This window comes from Planococcus halocryophilus (assembly GCF_001687585.2).
Lineage (GTDB): Bacteria > Bacillota > Bacilli > Bacillales_A > Planococcaceae > Planococcus > Planococcus halocryophilus.
On sequence record NZ_CP016537.2, the window covers coordinates 1,232,963 to 1,251,163 of the forward strand.

Genomic DNA, 18,201 nt, shown 5'->3' on the forward strand with positions numbered 1-18,201 from the left:
CATGTATACTCGAATATTATTAGCAGTGGACGGCTCGGAACATTCCGAGCGCGCTGCAAAAGAAGCTGTGAAATTAGCAAAAGGATCAACTAAATCTCAAGTAACCATTGTTTTTGTGGCAGATTATGATGATTCTAAAAAAGAAGTTTTGCATAGTGGCAGTTCCTCGGAACTTGACCTTAAACGTAGAAAAAATCTTCAGCCGGTAGAAGATGCGTTAAGTGCGGGAGGCGTCAATTACAAAGTGGAAATTCTCCATGGTACACCTGGACCTGCCATTGTTGAATATGCTAACCAAGATGAATTCGACGTACTTGTCATCGGCAGCCGCGGCTTGAACTCACTTCAAGAAATGGTTCTTGGTAGTGTTAGTCATAAAGTGGTGAAACGTGCAAATTGCCCCGTTTTAATTGTAAAATAATAGGACGAATAAAAAGAGCTCAAAGGGGCTCTTTTTTTGTGAGGGAGGGTTGTTATGAAGAATACAAAGGAAAACAGGATTAATGGAAACGGTGTGATCCAGACGCCATTTTATTACGGCTGGGTAATTGTTATTCTCGCGGGATTGTCTCACTTTTTTTCTGGACCTGGACAAACCTATTCAAACGCCATTTTTATAGATTATTACATAGAAGAATTTGGCTGGAGTCGCTCGACAGTGTCCGGTATTTATTCATCAGCGACACTTCTTGCAGGATTTTTATTGTTTATCATCGGTCGAATGATTGATAAAGTCGGTGCGCGAAAAATGGCGATTGCCGTCTCCTTAATCTTAGCAGCAGCCAGTATATTTAATAGTTTCGTGGTCAATTGGGTGATGTTGTTTATGGGTTTTTTCGCTATACGGCTATTTGGTCAAGGCTCGATGACACTTGTTCCAAACGCGTTAGTGCCTCAATGGTTTATACAAAAACGTGGTCGTGCGCTTGGGTTAGCTGCGCTAGGTGGGATGATTGGATCCGCTGCATTTCCATTGATCAATGTTTGGCTAATTGAAGCTTATGGTTGGAGAACGACTTGGCAAATTCTTGGTGCATCCATTGTCCTGATTTTTACACCTTTAGCATTTTTCTTTATACGAAATCGGCCAGAAGATATTGGCTTGTTGCCGGATAATGGACCTTTAGTAAGAGAAGAAGATCGACAAAAGCCTTTATCTTCAGACATTAGTTGGACGGTAAAAGAAGCGAAAAAGACCCGCTCTTTTTGGCTCCTGTTATTTTGTGTAGTGGTTCCTGCTTTGGTTAATACCGGAATGACTTTCCATTTGGTGTCTATTTTTTCGATTCAATCATTAGCACCTGAAACAGCTGCGACTGTCTTGAGTTTGATGGCGGTTATTGGTTTTCCGGTAACGTTTCTGGCAGGTTATTTGCTTGATAAAATACGCGTGCAGTGGATGTTAGCTTTTGTTTTTGTTGGTGAAATTGCCTCGATTTTCTTGTTGAAAGAAGCGGACCTGTTTTCAGGAGCAATTCTTTTTGCTATTGTATGGGGCTTTATGTTGGGAATTGAACGCGTGACCCTTAGTGTCGTGTGGCCAAACTATTTCGGTCGGCAATACCTTGGTAGCATTACCGGCATTTCGATGGCCTTTATGGTAGTTGGTTCTGCCCTTGGTCCATTGCCGTTCGGCTTGTTTTACGATTTCTTTGGCGGCTATAAAGAAGTGTTATGGGTTATTATGATTTTCCCGCTTCTAGGTATTGTGGCGGCATTACTAGCAAATCCGCCAGAAAAAGAGGGAATAGAAAACTAAGCTGAAAAAACGCAGAAAAGAGCACTTGCTCTTTTCTGCGTTTTTTAATTGCTTGCTTGTTTTTTTTCAATGGCTAATAAAAAGGGTGGTGAATGTTGCTGATTGATAAATTCGTATTTCAGCACATCAAAAGTTTTTTGCGGTAGCGAGGAAACGAATTCCATTACGGCGTCACGTTCTTCGCTGCCGCCTTCATGCCCACTGTATACGACAACTAACAAAACGCCTTTTATTTTCAAAAGGTCTAAACATTGTTCGAGAGCAGAGAGCGTACTTTTTGCTTTCGTAATAATGCTGTGATCACCTTTTGGCAAATAGCCAAGATTGAAAACAGCAGCTGCAATGGGCTCTGACACATAGTCTTTTATTTTGGCATGGCTGTCATGAATAAGTTCGACGTGTTCAAATTCTTGCACTCGAATTCGTGTCGCGCTAATCGCTTCTGCTTGAATATCAAAAGCGAAGACTTTTCCGGTTGTTCCCGTTAAACTTGCTAGAAAATGTGTGTCATGACCGTTGCCAGCAGTGCCGTCAATGGCTACGTCTCCAGAAGAGACCGCTTGTTCAAGTAATGATTTTGTAAAAGGCAATACGCGTTGTATCGTCATGAAGTCACACTCCCAGCCGCAAGTTTACCTTGCCAGCTTTCGCGGCGTGCGAGCTCGGCATCAATGCCGTTTAAGACGTCCCATTTGTTGGCGCTCCACATCGGCCCAATCATTAAATCTATCGGGCCATCACCTGTAATGCGTTGAACAACCATTTCTGGTGGCAACACTTCAAGTTGGTCGGCTACTAAGTTAATGTATTCTTGCTTTTCAAGAAACTCGACCATGCCTTTTTCGTATTGCTTGACCATTGGTGTGCCTTTTAATAAATGCAACAAGTGAATTTTAATGCCTTGGACATCAAGTTTTGCCACTTCACGAGCAGTTTCCATCATCATGTCTCGGTCTTCAAGTGGTAAGCCGTTGATGATATGTGTACACACGCGAATGCCGCGCTTACGTAATTTTGTTACGCCTTCTACATATGCTTCGAAATCATGCGCACGGTTGACCAAAAGGGCCGTTCGCTCATGAACCGTTTGCAATCCAAGCTCGACCCATAAATACGTGCGTTCGTTTAGTTCTGCTAAATAATCCACAACGTCATCTGGCAAACAGTCCGGACGCGTTGCGATGCTCAAACCGATAACATTTTCTTGCTCGAGCGCCGCTTCAAACTTTTCTTTAATCACAGGCAAAGGGGCATGGGTATTGGTATAGGCTTGAAAATAGGCCATGTATTTGGCATCTTTCCACTTGCGATGCATTTTTTCTTTAACTTTATCAAATTGCTCAGAAATCGAGTCAACTCGGTCTCCAGCAAAATCACCAGATCCTGCGACGCTACAAAACGTACAGCCCCCGTGTGCTACCGTACCATCCCGGTTCGGACAATCAAAGCCTGCATCTAAAGCAATTTTCATGACCTTAAAACCAAAATGATCGCGCAAATGGCGATTCCATGTATAATAACGTTTTCCATCAGATGAAAAAGGAAACTCTTTACTCAATCGAAACAACTCCTCGAAAGCCATTGTAGCATGACGACAAAACGGCGAACAATGCCTACTAATGGGACAATGGATTTTTATGAATATTGCGTTTAGAGCAATAGTTTGTTTAAATTAAAATGGAAGCGTTTTAATACTGAATTTAAGTGGATGAGTTAGAGGAGGCATAATGGAATGAAACCGATTTACAATTCTGCAAAAGAAGCAGTTGAACAAATTCAAGACGGTGCCACAATTATGGTAGGCGGATTTGGGTTAGTAGGGATACCTGAACAGCTTATTTTAGCACTAGTTGATAAAGGGGTAACCGATCTGACCGTCATTTCCAATAACTGTGGAGTAGACGAATGGGGTCTTGGCCTGTTATTGAAAAACAAACAAATCAAAAAAATGATTGGCTCTTATGTAGGTGAAAACAAAGAATTCGAGCGCCAAGTGTTATCGGGTGAAATCGAAGTTGAATTGACACCACAAGGAACGTTAGCTGAAAAAATGCGCGCAGGCGGAGCGGGAATTCCAGCTTTCTTCACACCAGCTGGCGTAGGTACAACTGTTGCAGAAGGCAAAGAAATTCGCGAATTTGATGGCAAAGAATATGTGCTTGAACACGCGTTACGAGCAGATTTTGCATTAGTCAGAGCACATAAAGCTGATAAAATGGGCAACCTTATTTATAACAAAACAGCACAAAACTTTAACCCCCTTGCTGCAGCCGCTGGGAAAATCACCATTGCGGAAGTAGAAGAGATCGTGGAAATTGGTGACATCAATCCGAACCACGTTCAAACACCAAGCATTTATGTACAAGGCTTGCTTCAGGCAGACCAAGAAAAACGGATCGAACGTCTTACAACACGCACTGTTTAAGAAAGGGTGGAGAAAATCGTGGATAAACAATTAGTCAGAGAACGCATTGCAAAACGCGCTGAAAAAGAAATCAACGATGGCGATTACGTTAATTTAGGAATCGGTATGCCGACATTGGTTGCCAACTTTATTTCGGATAACAAAAGTGTCGTTCTTCAATCGGAAAACGGACTTTTAGGAATTGGACCGTATCCGACAGAAGAAAATGTGGATCCGGATTTGATCAATGCAGGTAAAGAAACTGTTACAACGATTCCTGGATCGGCTTTCTTTACAAGTGCTGAATCATTCGCGATGATCCGCGGTGGACATATTGATGTGGCGATTCTTGGTGGTATGGAAGTAGCTGAAAACGGTGACTTAGCCAACTGGATGATTCCAGGAAAAATGATTAAAGGCATGGGTGGCGCAATGGATTTAGTGCACGGTGCGAAAAAAGTAATCGTTATTATGGATCATGTGTCAAAAGACGGTTCTGCCAAAATTAAAAAGCAATGCGATTTGCCGTTAACAGGCAAAGGCGTAGTCAATAAAATCATTACAGAACGCGCCGTAATTGAAGTGACAGATGCTGGATTGGTGTTGTTAGAAGTCTTTGATGGCTTTACAGTTCAAGACATTATCGATTCAACAGATGCACCGTTAAACACAGAAAATGTTAAAGTCTCTTAGGCTATTGCCAAAAAACGGTGACTCGTCTAAAATGAAGACAATAGTTAATGACAGCGAAGAGGACTAGTAGTTTGTGTATTTTTCACAGAGAGCCGGCGGTTGGTGCAAGTCGGTAAAATGCTCAAACGAACTCACCTTGGAGTCAGTGTATGTGAAACTAAGTAAGGTACACCGTTTTCCGCGTTAAGGAGTCAAGTTGAGCGAGCAGTCGCTAATTTGGGTGGTACCGCGGGAAAACTCCCGTCCCTTATTTATAAGGGACGGGAGTTTTTATTTTGAGGAGGAATTGGAAATGACATTCAAGCACAAACTAGTTGAGAAGAAATGGCAGAAATATTGGCAAGACAACAAAACGTTTAAAATGGTAGACGATCCGTCTAAACCGAAATTTTATGCTCTGGATATGTTCCCATACCCATCAGGAGCTGGACTTCATGTTGGTCACCCGGAAGGCTATACGGCGACGGATATTTTAAGTCGGGTGAAACGCATGCAAGGATATAACGTTTTGCATCCAATGGGCTGGGATGCTTTTGGTCTACCAGCTGAGCAATATGCACTTGATACTGGAAATGACCCAGCTGAATTTACGGCTAAAAACATTGAAACATTCAAACGTCAAATTCAAGAACTTGGATTTTCATATGACTGGGACCGAGAAATTAGCACAACGGATCCGTCTTATTATAAATGGACACAATGGATTTTCATCCAATTGTATAAAAAAGGACTAGCATATGTTGACGAAGTAGCTGTTAACTGGTGCCCGGCACTTGGAACAGTTCTTGCGAACGAAGAAGTAATCGATGGCAAATCAGAACGCGGTGGGCATCCAGTTGAGCGTCGTCCAATGCGCCAATGGGTATTACGTATCACAAATTATGCGGACCGTTTGCTTGAAGACTTGGATGATCTTGATTGGCCAGAAAGCTTGAAAGACATGCAGCGTAACTGGATCGGGAAATCAGAAGGCGCCGAATTGGAATTCCAAGTAGCGGATACGGAACATTCTTTCCGCACGTTTACGACTCGTCCAGATACAATTTTTGGTGCGACTTATGCTGTGCTTGCGCCTGAACATAAATTAGTAGCTGCGATTACAACAGCAGAACAACAACAAGCTGTTGAAAAATACATTGACGACGTTAAAACGAAAAGTGATTTGGAACGTACAGATTTGGCAAAAGACAAATCAGGTGTTTTCACAGGAGCTTATGCTACAAATCCAGCGAGTGGCGAAAAAATGCCAGTTTGGATTGCGGATTATGTATTGGCAACTTACGGAACAGGCGCGATAATGGCAGTTCCAGCTCACGACGAGCGTGATTATGAATTTGCGAAGCAATTCGATTTGCCAATCGTCGAAGTGGTATCAGGCGGTAATATTGAAGAAGAAGCTTATGCAGGCGACGGCGAATTGATCAATTCCGATTTCCTTAACGGATTAAACAAAAAAGAAGCAATTGAAAAAGCGATTGACTGGCTAGTTGATAAAAAAGTCGGCGAAAAGAAAATTACGTATCGCTTGCGCGATTGGTTGTTTAGCCGTCAGCGATACTGGGGCGAGCCAATTCCGATCATTCATTGGGAAGATGGCACGATGACGCCTGTTGAAGAAAAAGACTTGCCGCTTATGTTGCCAGTAACAACGGATATTAAGCCAAGCGGAACAGGTGAGTCTCCACTTGCCAATATTACCGATTGGATAAATGTTGTTCATCCAGAAACAGGAATGAAAGGCCGTCGCGAAACCAACACGATGCCACAATGGGCAGGAAGCTGCTGGTATTACTTGCGCTTTATCGACCCAACTAATGATGAAATGTTGGCTGACCCAGAACTATTGAAACGCTGGTTGCCAGTTGATGTGTATATCGGTGGCGCAGAGCACGCTGTACTTCATCTGCTATATGCGCGTTTCTGGCATAAAGTGTTATACGATATCGGTGTAGTTTCAACAAAAGAACCTTTCCAAAAGTTATTTAACCAAGGCATGATTTTGGGCGAAGGAAACGAGAAAATGTCGAAATCAAAAGGCAATGTCGTGAACCCCGACCAAATTATCGAAAGCCACGGTGCAGACACATTGCGTATGTACGAAATGTTTATGGGACCACTTGAAGCATCTATCGCTTGGTCAACAAATGGTCTAGACGGTTCTCGTCGATTCCTAGACCGCATTTGGCGTTTGTTGATGGACGAAGAGCAATTGAGTGCAAAAATCACTGATTCAAACGACGGCAAAATGGAAAAAATCTATCACCAGACTGTTAAAAAAGTAACAGACGACTTTGAAGGGTTGCGTTTTAACACAGCAATTTCACAAATGATGGTCTTTATTAATGAAGGCTATAAAGTCGATTCCATTCCAAAAGAATACGTTGAAGGTTTTGTGAAACTCTTGTCTCCAATTGCACCTCACGTAGCAGAAGAGCTGTGGGAGAAATTGGGTCATAAAGGATCGGTAACTTACGAAAATTGGCCACAATACGACGAATCGAAAATGATCGATGATGTGATCCAAGTAGTAGTACAAGTTAACGGCAAAGTAAAAACAAAGCTAGCGATCGCTAAAGACAGCACGAAAGAAGAACTAGAAGCAGCAGCACTTGCGGATGACAATGTTCAAAAGGCAACTGACGGCAAACAAATTCGCAAAGTGATTGTGATTCCAGGGAAATTGGTTAACATCGTAGTAGGCTAAAAAAGTTAGACATGAAAATGCAAAACCTTCCGGGAGCATTTTGAAAGTAGAATAATAAAAATAGGCAGACTGGAAATTTTCCAGTCTGCCTATTTTGGTGTTTAAGATAAGTGAATATCTTTTTTATGGAGCATAGCCCGTGGACGCGCTGGCACTTAGTTGTTTGATGTGACTGAGTGTTCTTTTGCGAAACGAGCTGCGCTTTGTCCGGCCACGTTGCCTGTGACTAATGCAGAGGTGATGTTGTATCCGCCCGTGTAGCCGTGGATGTCTAAAATTTCACCGCAGAAATACAATCCGGGTTTCTTTTTAGATGCCATCGTTTTAGGTTCGATTTCTTTGATCGATACACCGCCACCCGTAACAAACGCTTTTTCAATAGATTGCGTGCCGTTGACGAACATGGCAAAAGCCGTTAACTGCTGAGCCATGGCGCGTACTTTATCACTTAGCAATTCTGCACCCGTCAGTAGTGGATCGATTTCTGCACGCGTCATGAGAAATAGCAACCAACGCTCTTGTGCTAAGCTTTTCCATACGTTTTTTAGTGATTTTTTCGGGTCGTCTTTCATCATCTTGTTTAGCAGCTGAAAGGCCGATTCTGCATTTTCACCGGGTAAAGTATTGATGCGCATTTCAACCGGTTGACCGCCATTTTTTTTCATTTCCTTGACGACGTATTGGCTACAGCGTAAAACTGCTGGGCCACTCAACCCAAAATGAGTAAACAGCATGTCCATTTGATGGGTGACAAGCACTTTGCCTTTTTTGTTTAATACGGTTACAGCAGCATCACGTAATGCCAAGCCTTGAAGCTCACGGCCGACGATAAAAGGTTCTTTAGACAGAAGTGGCACTTCTGTTGGGTAAAGCTCTGTCACCAAATGACCTGCTTTTTCAGCCCATGGATAGCCGTCTCCAGTAGAACCCGTTTGCGGTACGGCTTTGCCTCCGACGGCTACTATCACTGCTTTGGCCGTATATTCTTCACCGGTATGCAGGCGAACGCCGGTCACTTTTTCATCAGTCATCAATAATTTTTTTACAGGTGAATCCAATAAAATAGTGACGTTGAGTCGTTCCATTTCTTTAAACATCGCATCTGCTACGTCTTGTGCACGGTTTGATACAGGAAACATGCGACCGTGATCTTCTTCTTTTAATGCAACACCAAGTCCTTCAAAAAAAGAAATAATGTCTTCGTTGTTGAATACGGAAAAAGGGCTATGAAGAAAACGACCGTTCCCTGGAATATGCTTAACAATTTCGTCCAGTGGCAACCGATTAGTAACGTTGCAACGTCCACCACCAGAAATAATTAATTTTTTCCCTAACTTTTTCCCTTTTTCGATCAGTAATACTTTTTGATTCGTTGAAGCTGCGGCAATTGATGCCATTAAGCCGGAGGAGCCTCCGCCGATGATTATAACGTCATACATATATTAAGAACTCGCTTTCGTTTTCTTTTTAGTATACACGATGCAGCGAAACACGTTGAGTAATTTCATCTATAGGTGTAAACTATCGTGTAGATTGCTTTTATTATGAACAAGTCAGGAAGTGTAAAATGTCGTCATTAGTTAAAGGTACAGCCATCTTAACATTAGGGTTATTTTTGTCAAAAATATTGGGAGTTATTTATATCATTCCGTTTTATAGCATGGTAGGAGAAGACAATATCGGGCTTTATCAATATGCATATATCCCGTATAATTTGATGCTGGCGCTGGCTATTTCAGGCGCTCCAATCGCTTTCTCGAAATTTACCGCTAAATACAATTCCCTCGGTGATTATGAAACAGGTAGGCGATTATTAAAGTCAGGCCTTCTGACGATGATGATTACCGGTTTTGTTTCGTTTCTCTTGCTTTATATCTTCGCAGAGCCACTTGCGCGTATTACCATCTCCGAAGATGAACGGATTTATTCGGTTGGGGATGTCACCGAAGCGATTCGTTGGGTCAGTTTTGCATTAATCGTCGTACCGTTTATGAGTCTATGGAGAGGGTTTTTCCAAGGTTATAACTACATGATGCCAACCGCTGTTTCACAATTGGTCGAGCAAATTGTTCGCATTATTTTCCTTTTAGGCGGCGCATTTGCAGTTCTTTATATTTTTGATGGTACGCCAAAAACAGCGATTCAGTTTGCAGTATTGTCTGCGGCAATCGGAGCGCTCGGCGGAATTGTCACATTGGGTTATTTCTGGAAAAAGAAAAAGCCCGAATACAATCAACTGCTAGCGAACTCTGTTGAATCGTATGATGTAAAATTACGTGATATGTACAAAGAGATTGTGATTTATGCCGTACCAGTCATTTTCCTCGGTATTGCCAATCCATTGTTCCAGTTTGTCGATTTAATGACGTTTAACCGAGCAATGAGTTCTGGCGGAAATTTTTCGGAAATTGACCTTTTAGGTATTTTGAATTTAACTGCTCATAAATTAGTCATGATTCCCGTCATGCTTGCTACTGGTTTCTCTATGGCATTGATTCCGTTGATCACGAAGCATTTTACACGTAGAGAATATTTGCAAGTATCAAAAACATTAGATCAATCAATTCAGTTATTATTGTTCTTAACATTACCTGCAGTTATTGGAATGACGATGCTTTCTGATGAGTTATACCATGTCTTTTACGAAGTAAGTGATGTTGGATCTGAGATTTTGGCGCATTATTTACCCGTGGCAATTTTGTTTTCTGCTTTCCCCGTCACAGCTTCTATTTTACAAGGTATCAACAAACAAAAATGGATCATCATCAACTTGTCGACAGGTCTATTATTAAAAGCTCTGTTAAATACACCGTTAATCGAACGTTTTGAAACAGACGGGGCGATTGCAGCAACGATTATTGGTTATATAGCAGCGATAGGGATGAACATGATTGTAATCGTTAAAACAATGAATTATCATTCGCAAATGGTAACAAGACGCGTGATATTAATTGTTATTTTGAACTTAATAATGGCAGGTGCGGTTTACGTGTCGATGTCAGGAATCGATTTAGTTATCGGTATGGACAATAAATTCCTATCCATGATTCGTATCATTTTAATCGGTGGTGTTGGGGCAGTTGTTTATGGATACCTCGGCTTAAAAACTGGTTTAGCACAAAAATTGATGGGTTCAAAAATAACAAAAATCTCTCGGAAATTAGGCTTTTAGGAGTGAAACAATGCGTTTAGATAAATATCTTTCCAATATGGGCTATGGCTCTAGAAAAGAAGTTAAAGTTCTATTGAAGTCAAAAGCAGTAGAAGTAAACGGTGAAATCGTTCGTGACCCAAAAGTGCATGTCAAAGAGCATGCCGATCACGTTTCGGTCGGTGGCGAAGCTGTTACTTATACAGAATTTATTTATTTGCTCATGAATAAACCTCAAGGTGTGATTTCGGCAACGGAAGATAAGTACGATAAAACGGTCATTGATTTGCTAGGGGAAGATGAGCAACATTTCGAGCCGTTTCCGGTAGGGCGATTAGACAAGGATACTGAAGGGTTTTTATTGATAACAAATGACGGCAAGTTAGCACATGAATTGCTATCGCCTAAAAAGCATGTGGATAAAACGTATTTTGCACATGTTGAAGGGGTAGTTACAGAAGAAGATGCAGAAGTATTTAGAAAAGGTGTTACGCTTGATGATGGGTATGTGACGAAACCAGCAAGTTTAAACATCTTGGAAAGTGCTGCTATGTCTAAAATTGAATTGACGATTACAGAGGGCAAATTTCATCAAGTTAAACGGATGTTCGAAAGTGTCGGCAAACACGTTGTTTACTTGAAACGCTTGTCGATGGGACCGCTCAGTCTTGATCCGGAATTAGAACTTGGTGAATATCGTCATTTAACAGAAGAAGAACTAACTAGCTTAAAAAATAGAAAATGACCGCATAGCTGCGGTCATTTTTTATTGGCTACGGATCATTCTGGTCGCTATCTTTACGGTAAGATTCGGAAAACCATGATTAAAGAGATATTTCTCGACTATCTAAACAAAGAAAATGACCGCATAACTGCGGTCATTTTCTTTGTTTAGGAAATCTGTTAGGACGTCATTTTCACTTTGCGTTGCGTCGTTGTCCATTTGCCTCGAGTTGGACTAGACACCAAATCGTTAAAGGCTAACACATTCAAATCTCTTTGAATGGTGCGAGGAGTGATGCCGAATTCGTCGACAAGATCTTGCGTCGTTACAGTCCCATTCTCGAGAATGTACTTATACATATCTTTAATTCGAATGAGCATTCGATCGGTTGTGGGTTTCATAATAGAACCACTCCTTCATCTTTTTTCCCATTGGCAAAGACTAGCGGACGATGTGCTGAGGTTATACAGCGAGTATAATTGATGCCAAAGACAGCCCCTTCTCCTAAAAAATATGTCAATCTTACTAATCTGACAATTTGATTATACCGAATAAACATCTCGAATTCTAGGATTTTAGCTGAATTTACAAAAAATTTACGTTGGAAAGACAGAATTTTTATGTGAATTAACGACAAAATCTTTAATTTCCTGAAAAAAGGTGTACAATAGCCATAACAAAAAGGAGTGTGAAACATGGATTGGCAGTTAGAAGCTACAAAACGTAAGGGAACAATACTGAGCGAATTGCAAGAGTTAATAGCGATTCCCAGTGTACTAAGTAATGAAACCACGCCAATAGCTCCTTTTGGAAAAGAAGTTAAACAGGCATTGGATTGGTTTTTAGAAAAGGGTAGAACAGAAGGATATACGGTTAAAAATATTGGAGATGTTGCAGGACATCTTGAAATTGGTCAAGGCGAGGAATTGCTGGGAATTTTAGGTCATGTTGATGTGGTGCCAGTTGGTGAGGGTTGGACAACGGCTCCGTTTGGTGGAGAAATTCATAATGGGCGACTTTACGGTCGTGGCGCCATTGATGATAAAGGACCAACAATTGCTGCATGGGCTGCTTTAAACATACTTAAGGATGCCGGTGTGGAATTTACAAAGCGCGTGCGTTTAATTATCGGTACAGATGAAGAAAGTGAATTCCGCTGCATGGAACGCTATTTCCAAACAGAAGAAATGCCAGCTGTAGCCTTTACTCCAGACGCCGATTTTCCAATCATCAATGCAGAAAAAGGCATCGCATCTTTAGTTTTCTCCACATTTTCGATGCACGAAGATGCGATCTTAGAATCGTTTATTGCTGGTCATCGTACCAATATGGTGCCTGATAAAGCAACAGCCATTTTAAATGGTCAATTAGCAGAGTGGCAAGAAGATTTTAAGGCGTTTTGCAAAAAGCATGACGTAACAGGTAAAGTTGAACAGCATAACGGTTCAACAGAATTAACGTTAAATGGGAAATCAGCTCACGCCATGGAGCCCGAAGATGGTATAAATGCCGGGGTGTTGCTAGCTGTATTTTTGAAAGATCGTTTAGAAGGCGATGGCCAAAAGTTTGTTGAATTTGTGGCAGACACGTTTTATCTAGATTCTCGTGGTCGTAAGCTTGGGTTGGATTTTACAGATGAACAATCTGGAGATACAACGTTCAACGCCGGAATTATTCGGTTTGAAAAAAAGAAAACCGCTATGATTACAGTAAGTATGAGATACTCGATTAGCTATCCATTTAAAGAAAAAATAGATGCCTATCAGTTGAAGGATTTCGTACTGGACATTGCGTCCAATTCTCCTCCTCATTATGTGGATGAAAACGATCCGTTCATCAAAACGCTGCAAAATGCATATGAAAAACAAACTGGCGATAGAGCAAATCTGATTGCTATTGGCGGAGGCACATATGCACGCGTATTAGATAAAGGTGTGGCGTTTGGTATGCTGTTCCCTGGTGAACCAGATGTTGCCCATCAGGCGGATGAATTTGTGGACATCGACAATTTAATAAAAGCGACTGCCATTTACGCAGAAGCAATTTATCAATTAGCTTGTAAAAAATGAGGAAAGAAGGAATGGATATGGATTTGATATTGCATAATGGAGAATTTATTCGTGAAGAAGATTTGGTGATTTCGAAAGAAGATCGTGGTTATCAGTTTGGTGACGGAATTTATGAAGTAATTCGCGTATATGATGGCAATCTGTTTACGGCTAAAGAACATATCGATCGTTTTTACGACAGTGCTGACAAAATCAACATCGTCATTCCTTATACAAAAGACGTTTTCCATAAAATGATGTACGATTTTGTTGAAGTGAACAATATTGAGACTGGCCAAGTATACGTGCAAGTTACACGAGGTGCTGCAGAGCGTCAACATCAATTCCCTACACAAGCTACGCCAGTGATTACTGGCAATACCAAATCAGTTGATCGTCCAGTCGCAAGCTTAAGCTCAGGCGTTACGGCTAAATTTATTGAAGATATTCGTTGGTTACGCTGCGACATTAAGAGCTTGAATTTGCTTGGCAACGTATTAGCTAAACAAGAAGCTTACGAAGAAGGGTTTTTCGAAGCGATCTTGCACAGAGGTGAAACGGTGACAGAAGGTTGTTCATCGAATATGTACGGTATAAAAAATGGCACTCTTTATACTCATCCTGCAAATAACCTTATTTTAAATGGAATTACAAGACGAGTGATTTTTGAGTTGTGTGAAGAATTGGGAATTCCAGTAGTAGAAACCCCATTTACAAAAACGGAAGCACTTGAAATGGATGAATTCATCATGTCTTCAACAACTACGGAAGTGATGCCAGTAGTTGCGATTGGTGATCATAAAATCGGTCAAGGCGTTCCTGGAGAGTTGACGCGTAAATTACAAACTGCATTTGAAGCACGCATTCAAGTTGGCGTTAAATCATAAATTTAAAATAAAAGTGGTTGGCTCCGGCCAATCACTATTTTTTTGCGCTTATTTGCATGGTAAACTGGAATCAGGTGATGCTAAATGAAACCACATTATTTTATTGGGATCAAAATTCCAAAAGACATAGCCGAAACCTTGGCGACAGAACGAGAAAGTTGGCAATTGCAAAGTCACAAAAGGCTAACGCCAGCACAAGATATGCATATTACTTTATTGTTTATCGGCGAGGACGTGTATGGTGAAATCAACGAGGTTGAGAAATTACTGGGAACCATTAAGGAACAAGCTTTTACTTTAAATATTGATGGCATCAAAACTTTTGGTAATCCAACGACACCGCGTATTATTTATGCTTCTCTTGAAACGAGTCGGGAATTGGACGAGTTGCAACAGCAAGTACATAAATCAATGGAATCTTTAAAAATAAAACCCGATCCAAAGAAATTTGTGCCACATATTACGTTGGCTAGCAGATGGGCAGGGGGAGAGCCAACAAATCGTCAATTTTCAATCGCTAACATGCGATTCGATGTAACGGAGTTCTCGTTGTTCCGAATTGCACCAAATGAAATGCCTCGTTATCAAAAGATCGCAAATTATACGCTAGAAAATGCATCTACTACATTTAAAGGCGAGTGTTTATGAAAATTGTATTTATTATCAATCCTACAGCTGGCAATGGCAGAGCGTTAAAGCAATGGCAGCGCTTTGAAAAAACCATTCAATTTCCGTTTGAACACATGTTAACGGAATTTCCAGGTCATGCTACGGCAATTGCTGCGGCCTACAAAGACGAAGGACAACAAGTGTTGTTAATCGGCTTTGGCGGTGACGGGACATTGCGTGAAATCGTAGTAGGTGCAGCGGGCGCGAAAGAGTTAATTGTTGGATCTGTAGCAGCTGGCTCTGGCAATGATTTTGCTAGAGCTTACGGCACGTTCAAAGATGCACGGGCAATTGAAGAGTTTCAAAAAATACCTCGTTTTAAACGCCAAGACCTTGGTGAATTTGCGAACGGACAAGATTTTCAATTTGTCAGCAGTTCAGGAATTGGTTTTGATGCGGAAATCACGATCGCTGTGAATCAGTCGTCTCTCAAGAAAAAGCTGAATCAGTTTGGCCTTGGAAAAATAGCTTATTATCTTTATGTGATTAAGACCTTAGTGAAGTTTGAAACATTCACATTAACGGTTCAGAGTGCTGACGAAACCGTTGTTTATCAAGATGTTTGGTTAGCGACTGTTAGCAACCAACCTTATTTCGGTGGGGGCATGAAAATCTCTCCAGCCTCATACACAGATGACGGATTGCTTGAATTGACCGTGGTTCATCAAATATCACGTTTGAAACTCTTGCTCGTTTTTGGTACGGTATTCAGCGGAGCACATACGCGTTTCAAAGAGGTCAGCCAAATGAGCAGCTCGGAGTTTCGGCTTTCATCTGACAAATCGGTTTTTCGCCATGTGGATGGTGACGATGCCGGTATGAGCACTCAAAACGAAATGGTCGTCTATGCAGTTAGTCCACATAATTGGTTATCAATAAATTAATGGAAAATAGAAAGAGGATGAAATATGAGATCACGTTTTAAACCATGGGCATCAGATTTAATCGATTCACATCCAGAAATTGTTATTCCGAAACCAGAAGAGAAAAAAGGGAAATGGCAAGAAGTTTTTGATAACAAAAACCCATTGCATATTGAAGCGGGAACAGGTAAAGGCCGCTTTATTACAGGAATGGCCAAAGCGAATCCAGACATCAATTATATTGGCATCGAGCTGTTCGACAGCGTCATTGTTACGGCTCTTGAGACAGTGCTTGAAGAAGAAAATGGGATTCCAAACTTGCGTCTTTTAAAAGTTAATGCAAAAAAAATCGGCGAGTATTTCGAAAAAGGGGAAGTTGACAGATTGTACTTAAACTTTTCTGATCCATGGCCAAAAAAGCGTCACGCTAAGCGCCGCTTAACGCATGAATCGTTCTTGAAGTTGTATCAGGTTGTTTTACCTGAAAAAGGTGAAATTCATTTTAAAACCGATAACCGGAAACTTTTTGAATATTCGCTTACGAGCATTTCTGAATATGGTATGTTATTAACGGATGTCTCATTAGATCTTCACGATAACGAACCTGAATGGAACATCATGACGGAATACGAAGAAAAGTTCTCGAAAAAAGGACAGCCGATTTACCGGTTAGAAGCACAGTTTTAAGCTAGTTGATTTTGACAAGGGGGAAAAGGGAATGCAGAAATTTCAATTTCACGAAATGAACTTAACCTGGCTTGATGGGGGAACCACATTTTTAGATGGCGGTACAATGTTTGGGGTAGTACCAAAAGTCATTTGGTCGAAACGTTACCCGGTCAATGAAAAAAACCAAATCGAATTGCCAACACACCCAATACTTGTTCAATTTAAAGAACATAATATATTGATCGATAGCGGTCTTGGTGATGGCAAATTGACAGAGCGTCAGTTGCGCAACTTAGGGGTTTCAGAACAATCCCGTGTAGAAGAAAACTTGTCGGAGCTTGGATTAAAACCTGAAGACATCGATACGGTCTTAATGACTCATTTACACGGAGATCATGCGGCAGGACTTACAAAATGGCAAGGCGAAGAGTTGGTTTCGACTTTTCCAAATGCCAAAATTTATGTATCAGCTGTAGAGTGGGATGAAATGCAAAATCCAAACATCCGGTCACGCAATACATACTGGAAAGAAAATTGGGAGCCAATTGTCGATCAAGTTGAAACATTTGAAGAAGAGAAAACTATATTTGGGGCAATCACCATGATTCATACCGGAGGTCATTCAAATGGCCACAGTGTCATTAAAATGACAAGTGGCGATGAAACGATTTTGCATATGGGTGACATCATGCCAACTCATGCCCATCAAAATCCATTATGGGTATTAGCATTTGATGATTATCCAATGGATTCAATTTACGCTAAAGAAAAGTTGATGAAAGAAGCTTTAGAAAGCGGTTATTATTTCAGCTTTTACCATGATGCGTATTATCGTATCTTAAAATGGAGTGCAGACGGCAAAGAGATTATGAAGTCATTAGTACGCAAAGAAAAGAATAGTTAAAAAAAAAGAGCCTCTGGGCTCTTTTTTTGAGTATCGAGAAAGTGCTGAATAAGTGTATTTTCCGAAGCTTATCGCTCGCTTTCCGTGGGGTGGGCATCGAACCTCCTCGTTCGCTTACGCTCTCTGCGGGGTCTCTCAAACCCACTATTCCCACAGGAGTCGAGCGAACGCTTCTTCAAATACGTAGATAGTAGACTTTTTTAGTTAATAAAACAATTTGTTTTTCAAAAAATATAGTTGGTTATTAACATGTTTAAAAGTATAAAAAAAAAGAGCCCTTGGGCTCTTTTTTTTATACTTGTTTTACTTCGATCACTGCGCCTGTAAAAGCATCAGCTAAAAATTCAAATTGTTGAAGTTCGTCTTCTTTATGACGTGTAATTCCGCCTTTGTAAACTTCAGTTGTTAACGCGTGTTGCTTATAAGGTTCCGTTTTCATGAAAATCCATGAACCGTCAATCGGGCCTTCTTCTTTAAATGCAGATTTAACTTCTTTTAAAACGTCATCTGCTGGATATAATTTTTCTGAACGATTGTAAAGTTCTTTTACCAAATACGTTGCGGCGATTCCTGTAGCAAATCCAATAAGTAAATCACGATTTCTCACTAAAATCCCTCCTCTATTTACTGGATAAATTGTACCATAAATATTTTGAAGGGCGAAATGATAGCTTAAAAGTCAATGTACTTTAAAAAAGAGAGTACAAAACTGGAAATTATCTGAAT

Annotated in this window: 18 protein-coding genes and 1 other annotated feature; of the genes, 13 read left to right on the top strand and 5 right to left on the bottom strand. The window is 40.8% G+C overall.

What is annotated here, in order from left to right; genetic code table 11:
- Window position 1: 1 nt before the first annotated feature.
- Both BBI08_RS06225 and BBI08_RS06230 read left to right on the top strand, forming a co-directional pair.
- Window positions 2-421, top strand: coding sequence for a universal stress protein (locus tag BBI08_RS06225; RefSeq protein ID WP_008497234.1), 420 nt, complete (start codon window positions 2-4; stop codon window positions 419-421).
- 54 nt (window positions 422-475) lie between these two features.
- On the top strand, window positions 476-1,759 hold the full coding sequence (locus BBI08_RS06230) for an MFS transporter (protein WP_008497233.1): 1,284 nt from the start codon (window positions 476-478) through the stop codon (window positions 1,757-1,759).
- A gap of 44 nt (window positions 1,760-1,803) precedes the next feature.
- Here the strand turns inward: BBI08_RS06230 and mnmM are convergent, their stop codons facing one another.
- A complete protein-coding gene (mnmM, locus tag BBI08_RS06235) occupies window positions 1,804-2,367 on the bottom strand; it encodes a tRNA 5-(aminomethyl)-2-thiouridylate-methyltransferase MnmM (protein ID WP_065527858.1) in 564 nt (187 codons plus the stop codon).
- Window positions 2,364-3,317 carry a tRNA modification radical SAM protein MnmL/YtqA gene (mnmL, locus tag BBI08_RS06240; protein ID WP_008497232.1) on the bottom strand — a complete coding sequence of 318 codons (954 nt, stop codon included), beginning with the start codon at window positions 3,315-3,317 and terminating at the stop codon, window positions 2,364-2,366. Before mnmL ends, mnmM begins: the two co-directional genes overlap by 4 nt.
- 174 nt (window positions 3,318-3,491) lie before the next feature.
- On the opposite strand from mnmL, the gene BBI08_RS06245 reads away from it, so the two are divergent.
- The 3 genes from BBI08_RS06245 to leuS all read left to right on the top strand — a co-directional run bounded on the left by BBI08_RS06245 (window position 3,492) and on the right by leuS (window position 7,560).
- Window positions 3,492-4,184 (top strand): CoA transferase subunit A, encoded by a 693-nt coding sequence (locus tag BBI08_RS06245; protein ID WP_008497231.1) that lies wholly within the window; start codon window positions 3,492-3,494, stop codon window positions 4,182-4,184.
- 18 nt (window positions 4,185-4,202) lie between these two features.
- Window positions 4,203-4,856 carry a 3-oxoacid CoA-transferase subunit B gene (locus BBI08_RS06250; RefSeq protein ID WP_008497230.1) on the top strand — a complete coding sequence of 218 codons (654 nt, stop codon included), beginning with the start codon at window positions 4,203-4,205 and terminating at the stop codon, window positions 4,854-4,856.
- 44 nt (window positions 4,857-4,900) lie between these two features.
- Window positions 4,901-5,107 (top strand) — a binding site (T-box leader).
- Between the two features lie 41 nt (window positions 5,108-5,148).
- Window positions 5,149-7,560 carry a leucine--tRNA ligase gene (gene leuS, locus BBI08_RS06255; RefSeq protein ID WP_065527859.1) on the top strand — a complete coding sequence of 804 codons (2,412 nt, stop codon included), beginning with the start codon at window positions 5,149-5,151 and terminating at the stop codon, window positions 7,558-7,560.
- A 155-nt stretch (window positions 7,561-7,715) separates the two neighbouring features.
- On the opposite strand, the gene BBI08_RS06260 is transcribed toward leuS, so the two are convergent.
- Entirely contained in the window at window positions 7,716-8,999 is a 1,284-nt protein-coding gene (locus tag BBI08_RS06260; protein ID WP_065527860.1) for a BaiN/RdsA family NAD(P)/FAD-dependent oxidoreductase, read from the bottom strand.
- A 128-nt stretch (window positions 9,000-9,127) separates the two neighbouring features.
- On the opposite strand from BBI08_RS06260, the gene BBI08_RS06265 reads away from it, so the two are divergent.
- Together BBI08_RS06265 and BBI08_RS06270 are read left to right on the top strand one after the other, a co-directional pair.
- Window positions 9,128-10,732, top strand: a complete 1,605-nt coding sequence (locus BBI08_RS06265; RefSeq protein WP_008497229.1) for a putative polysaccharide biosynthesis protein — start codon at window positions 9,128-9,130, stop codon at window positions 10,730-10,732.
- 10 nt (window positions 10,733-10,742) lie between these two features.
- Window positions 10,743-11,456, top strand: coding sequence for a pseudouridine synthase (locus BBI08_RS06270; protein WP_008497228.1), 714 nt, complete (start codon window positions 10,743-10,745; stop codon window positions 11,454-11,456).
- 158 nt (window positions 11,457-11,614) lie between these two features.
- Here the strand turns inward: BBI08_RS06270 and BBI08_RS06275 are convergent, their stop codons facing one another.
- Entirely contained in the window at window positions 11,615-11,836 is a 222-nt protein-coding gene (locus tag BBI08_RS06275; protein ID WP_008497225.1) for a DeoR family transcriptional regulator, read from the bottom strand.
- Between the two features lie 294 nt (window positions 11,837-12,130).
- Between BBI08_RS06275 and pepV the strand changes: the two genes are divergently transcribed.
- From pepV to BBI08_RS06310, 6 genes are all read left to right on the top strand, one after another.
- Complete coding sequence (gene pepV / locus BBI08_RS06285; RefSeq protein ID WP_065527861.1) at window positions 12,131-13,504, top strand: dipeptidase PepV; 1,374 nt, start codon at window positions 12,131-12,133, stop codon at window positions 13,502-13,504.
- Window positions 13,505-13,521: 17 nt separating this feature from the next.
- The gene (gene dat / locus BBI08_RS06290) at window positions 13,522-14,370 is read left to right on the top strand and encodes a D-amino-acid transaminase (RefSeq protein WP_008497224.1); all 849 of its coding nucleotides are present in this window, start codon (window positions 13,522-13,524) and stop codon (window positions 14,368-14,370) included.
- Window positions 14,371-14,454: 84 nt separating this feature from the next.
- Window positions 14,455-15,018, top strand: coding sequence for an RNA 2',3'-cyclic phosphodiesterase (thpR, locus tag BBI08_RS06295; RefSeq protein ID WP_008497223.1), 564 nt, complete (start codon window positions 14,455-14,457; stop codon window positions 15,016-15,018).
- Window positions 15,015-15,923, top strand: a complete 909-nt coding sequence (locus BBI08_RS06300; RefSeq protein ID WP_008497222.1) for a diacylglycerol/lipid kinase family protein — start codon at window positions 15,015-15,017, stop codon at window positions 15,921-15,923. The genes thpR and BBI08_RS06300 overlap by 4 nt, the downstream gene beginning before the upstream one ends.
- 24 nt (window positions 15,924-15,947) lie before the next feature.
- On the top strand, window positions 15,948-16,589 hold the full coding sequence (trmB, locus tag BBI08_RS06305) for a tRNA (guanosine(46)-N7)-methyltransferase TrmB (RefSeq protein ID WP_008497221.1): 642 nt from the start codon (window positions 15,948-15,950) through the stop codon (window positions 16,587-16,589).
- A 31-nt stretch (window positions 16,590-16,620) separates the two neighbouring features.
- Window positions 16,621-17,475 carry a YtnP family quorum-quenching lactonase gene (locus tag BBI08_RS06310; RefSeq protein WP_008497220.1) on the top strand — a complete coding sequence of 285 codons (855 nt, stop codon included), beginning with the start codon at window positions 16,621-16,623 and terminating at the stop codon, window positions 17,473-17,475.
- A gap of 292 nt (window positions 17,476-17,767) precedes the next feature.
- Here the strand turns inward: BBI08_RS06310 and BBI08_RS06315 are convergent, their stop codons facing one another.
- Window positions 17,768-18,082: a PepSY domain-containing protein gene (locus tag BBI08_RS06315; RefSeq protein WP_008497219.1), complete on the bottom strand. Its 315-nt coding sequence runs from the start codon at window positions 18,080-18,082 to the stop codon at window positions 17,768-17,770.
- Window positions 18,083-18,201 lie beyond the last annotated feature (119 nt).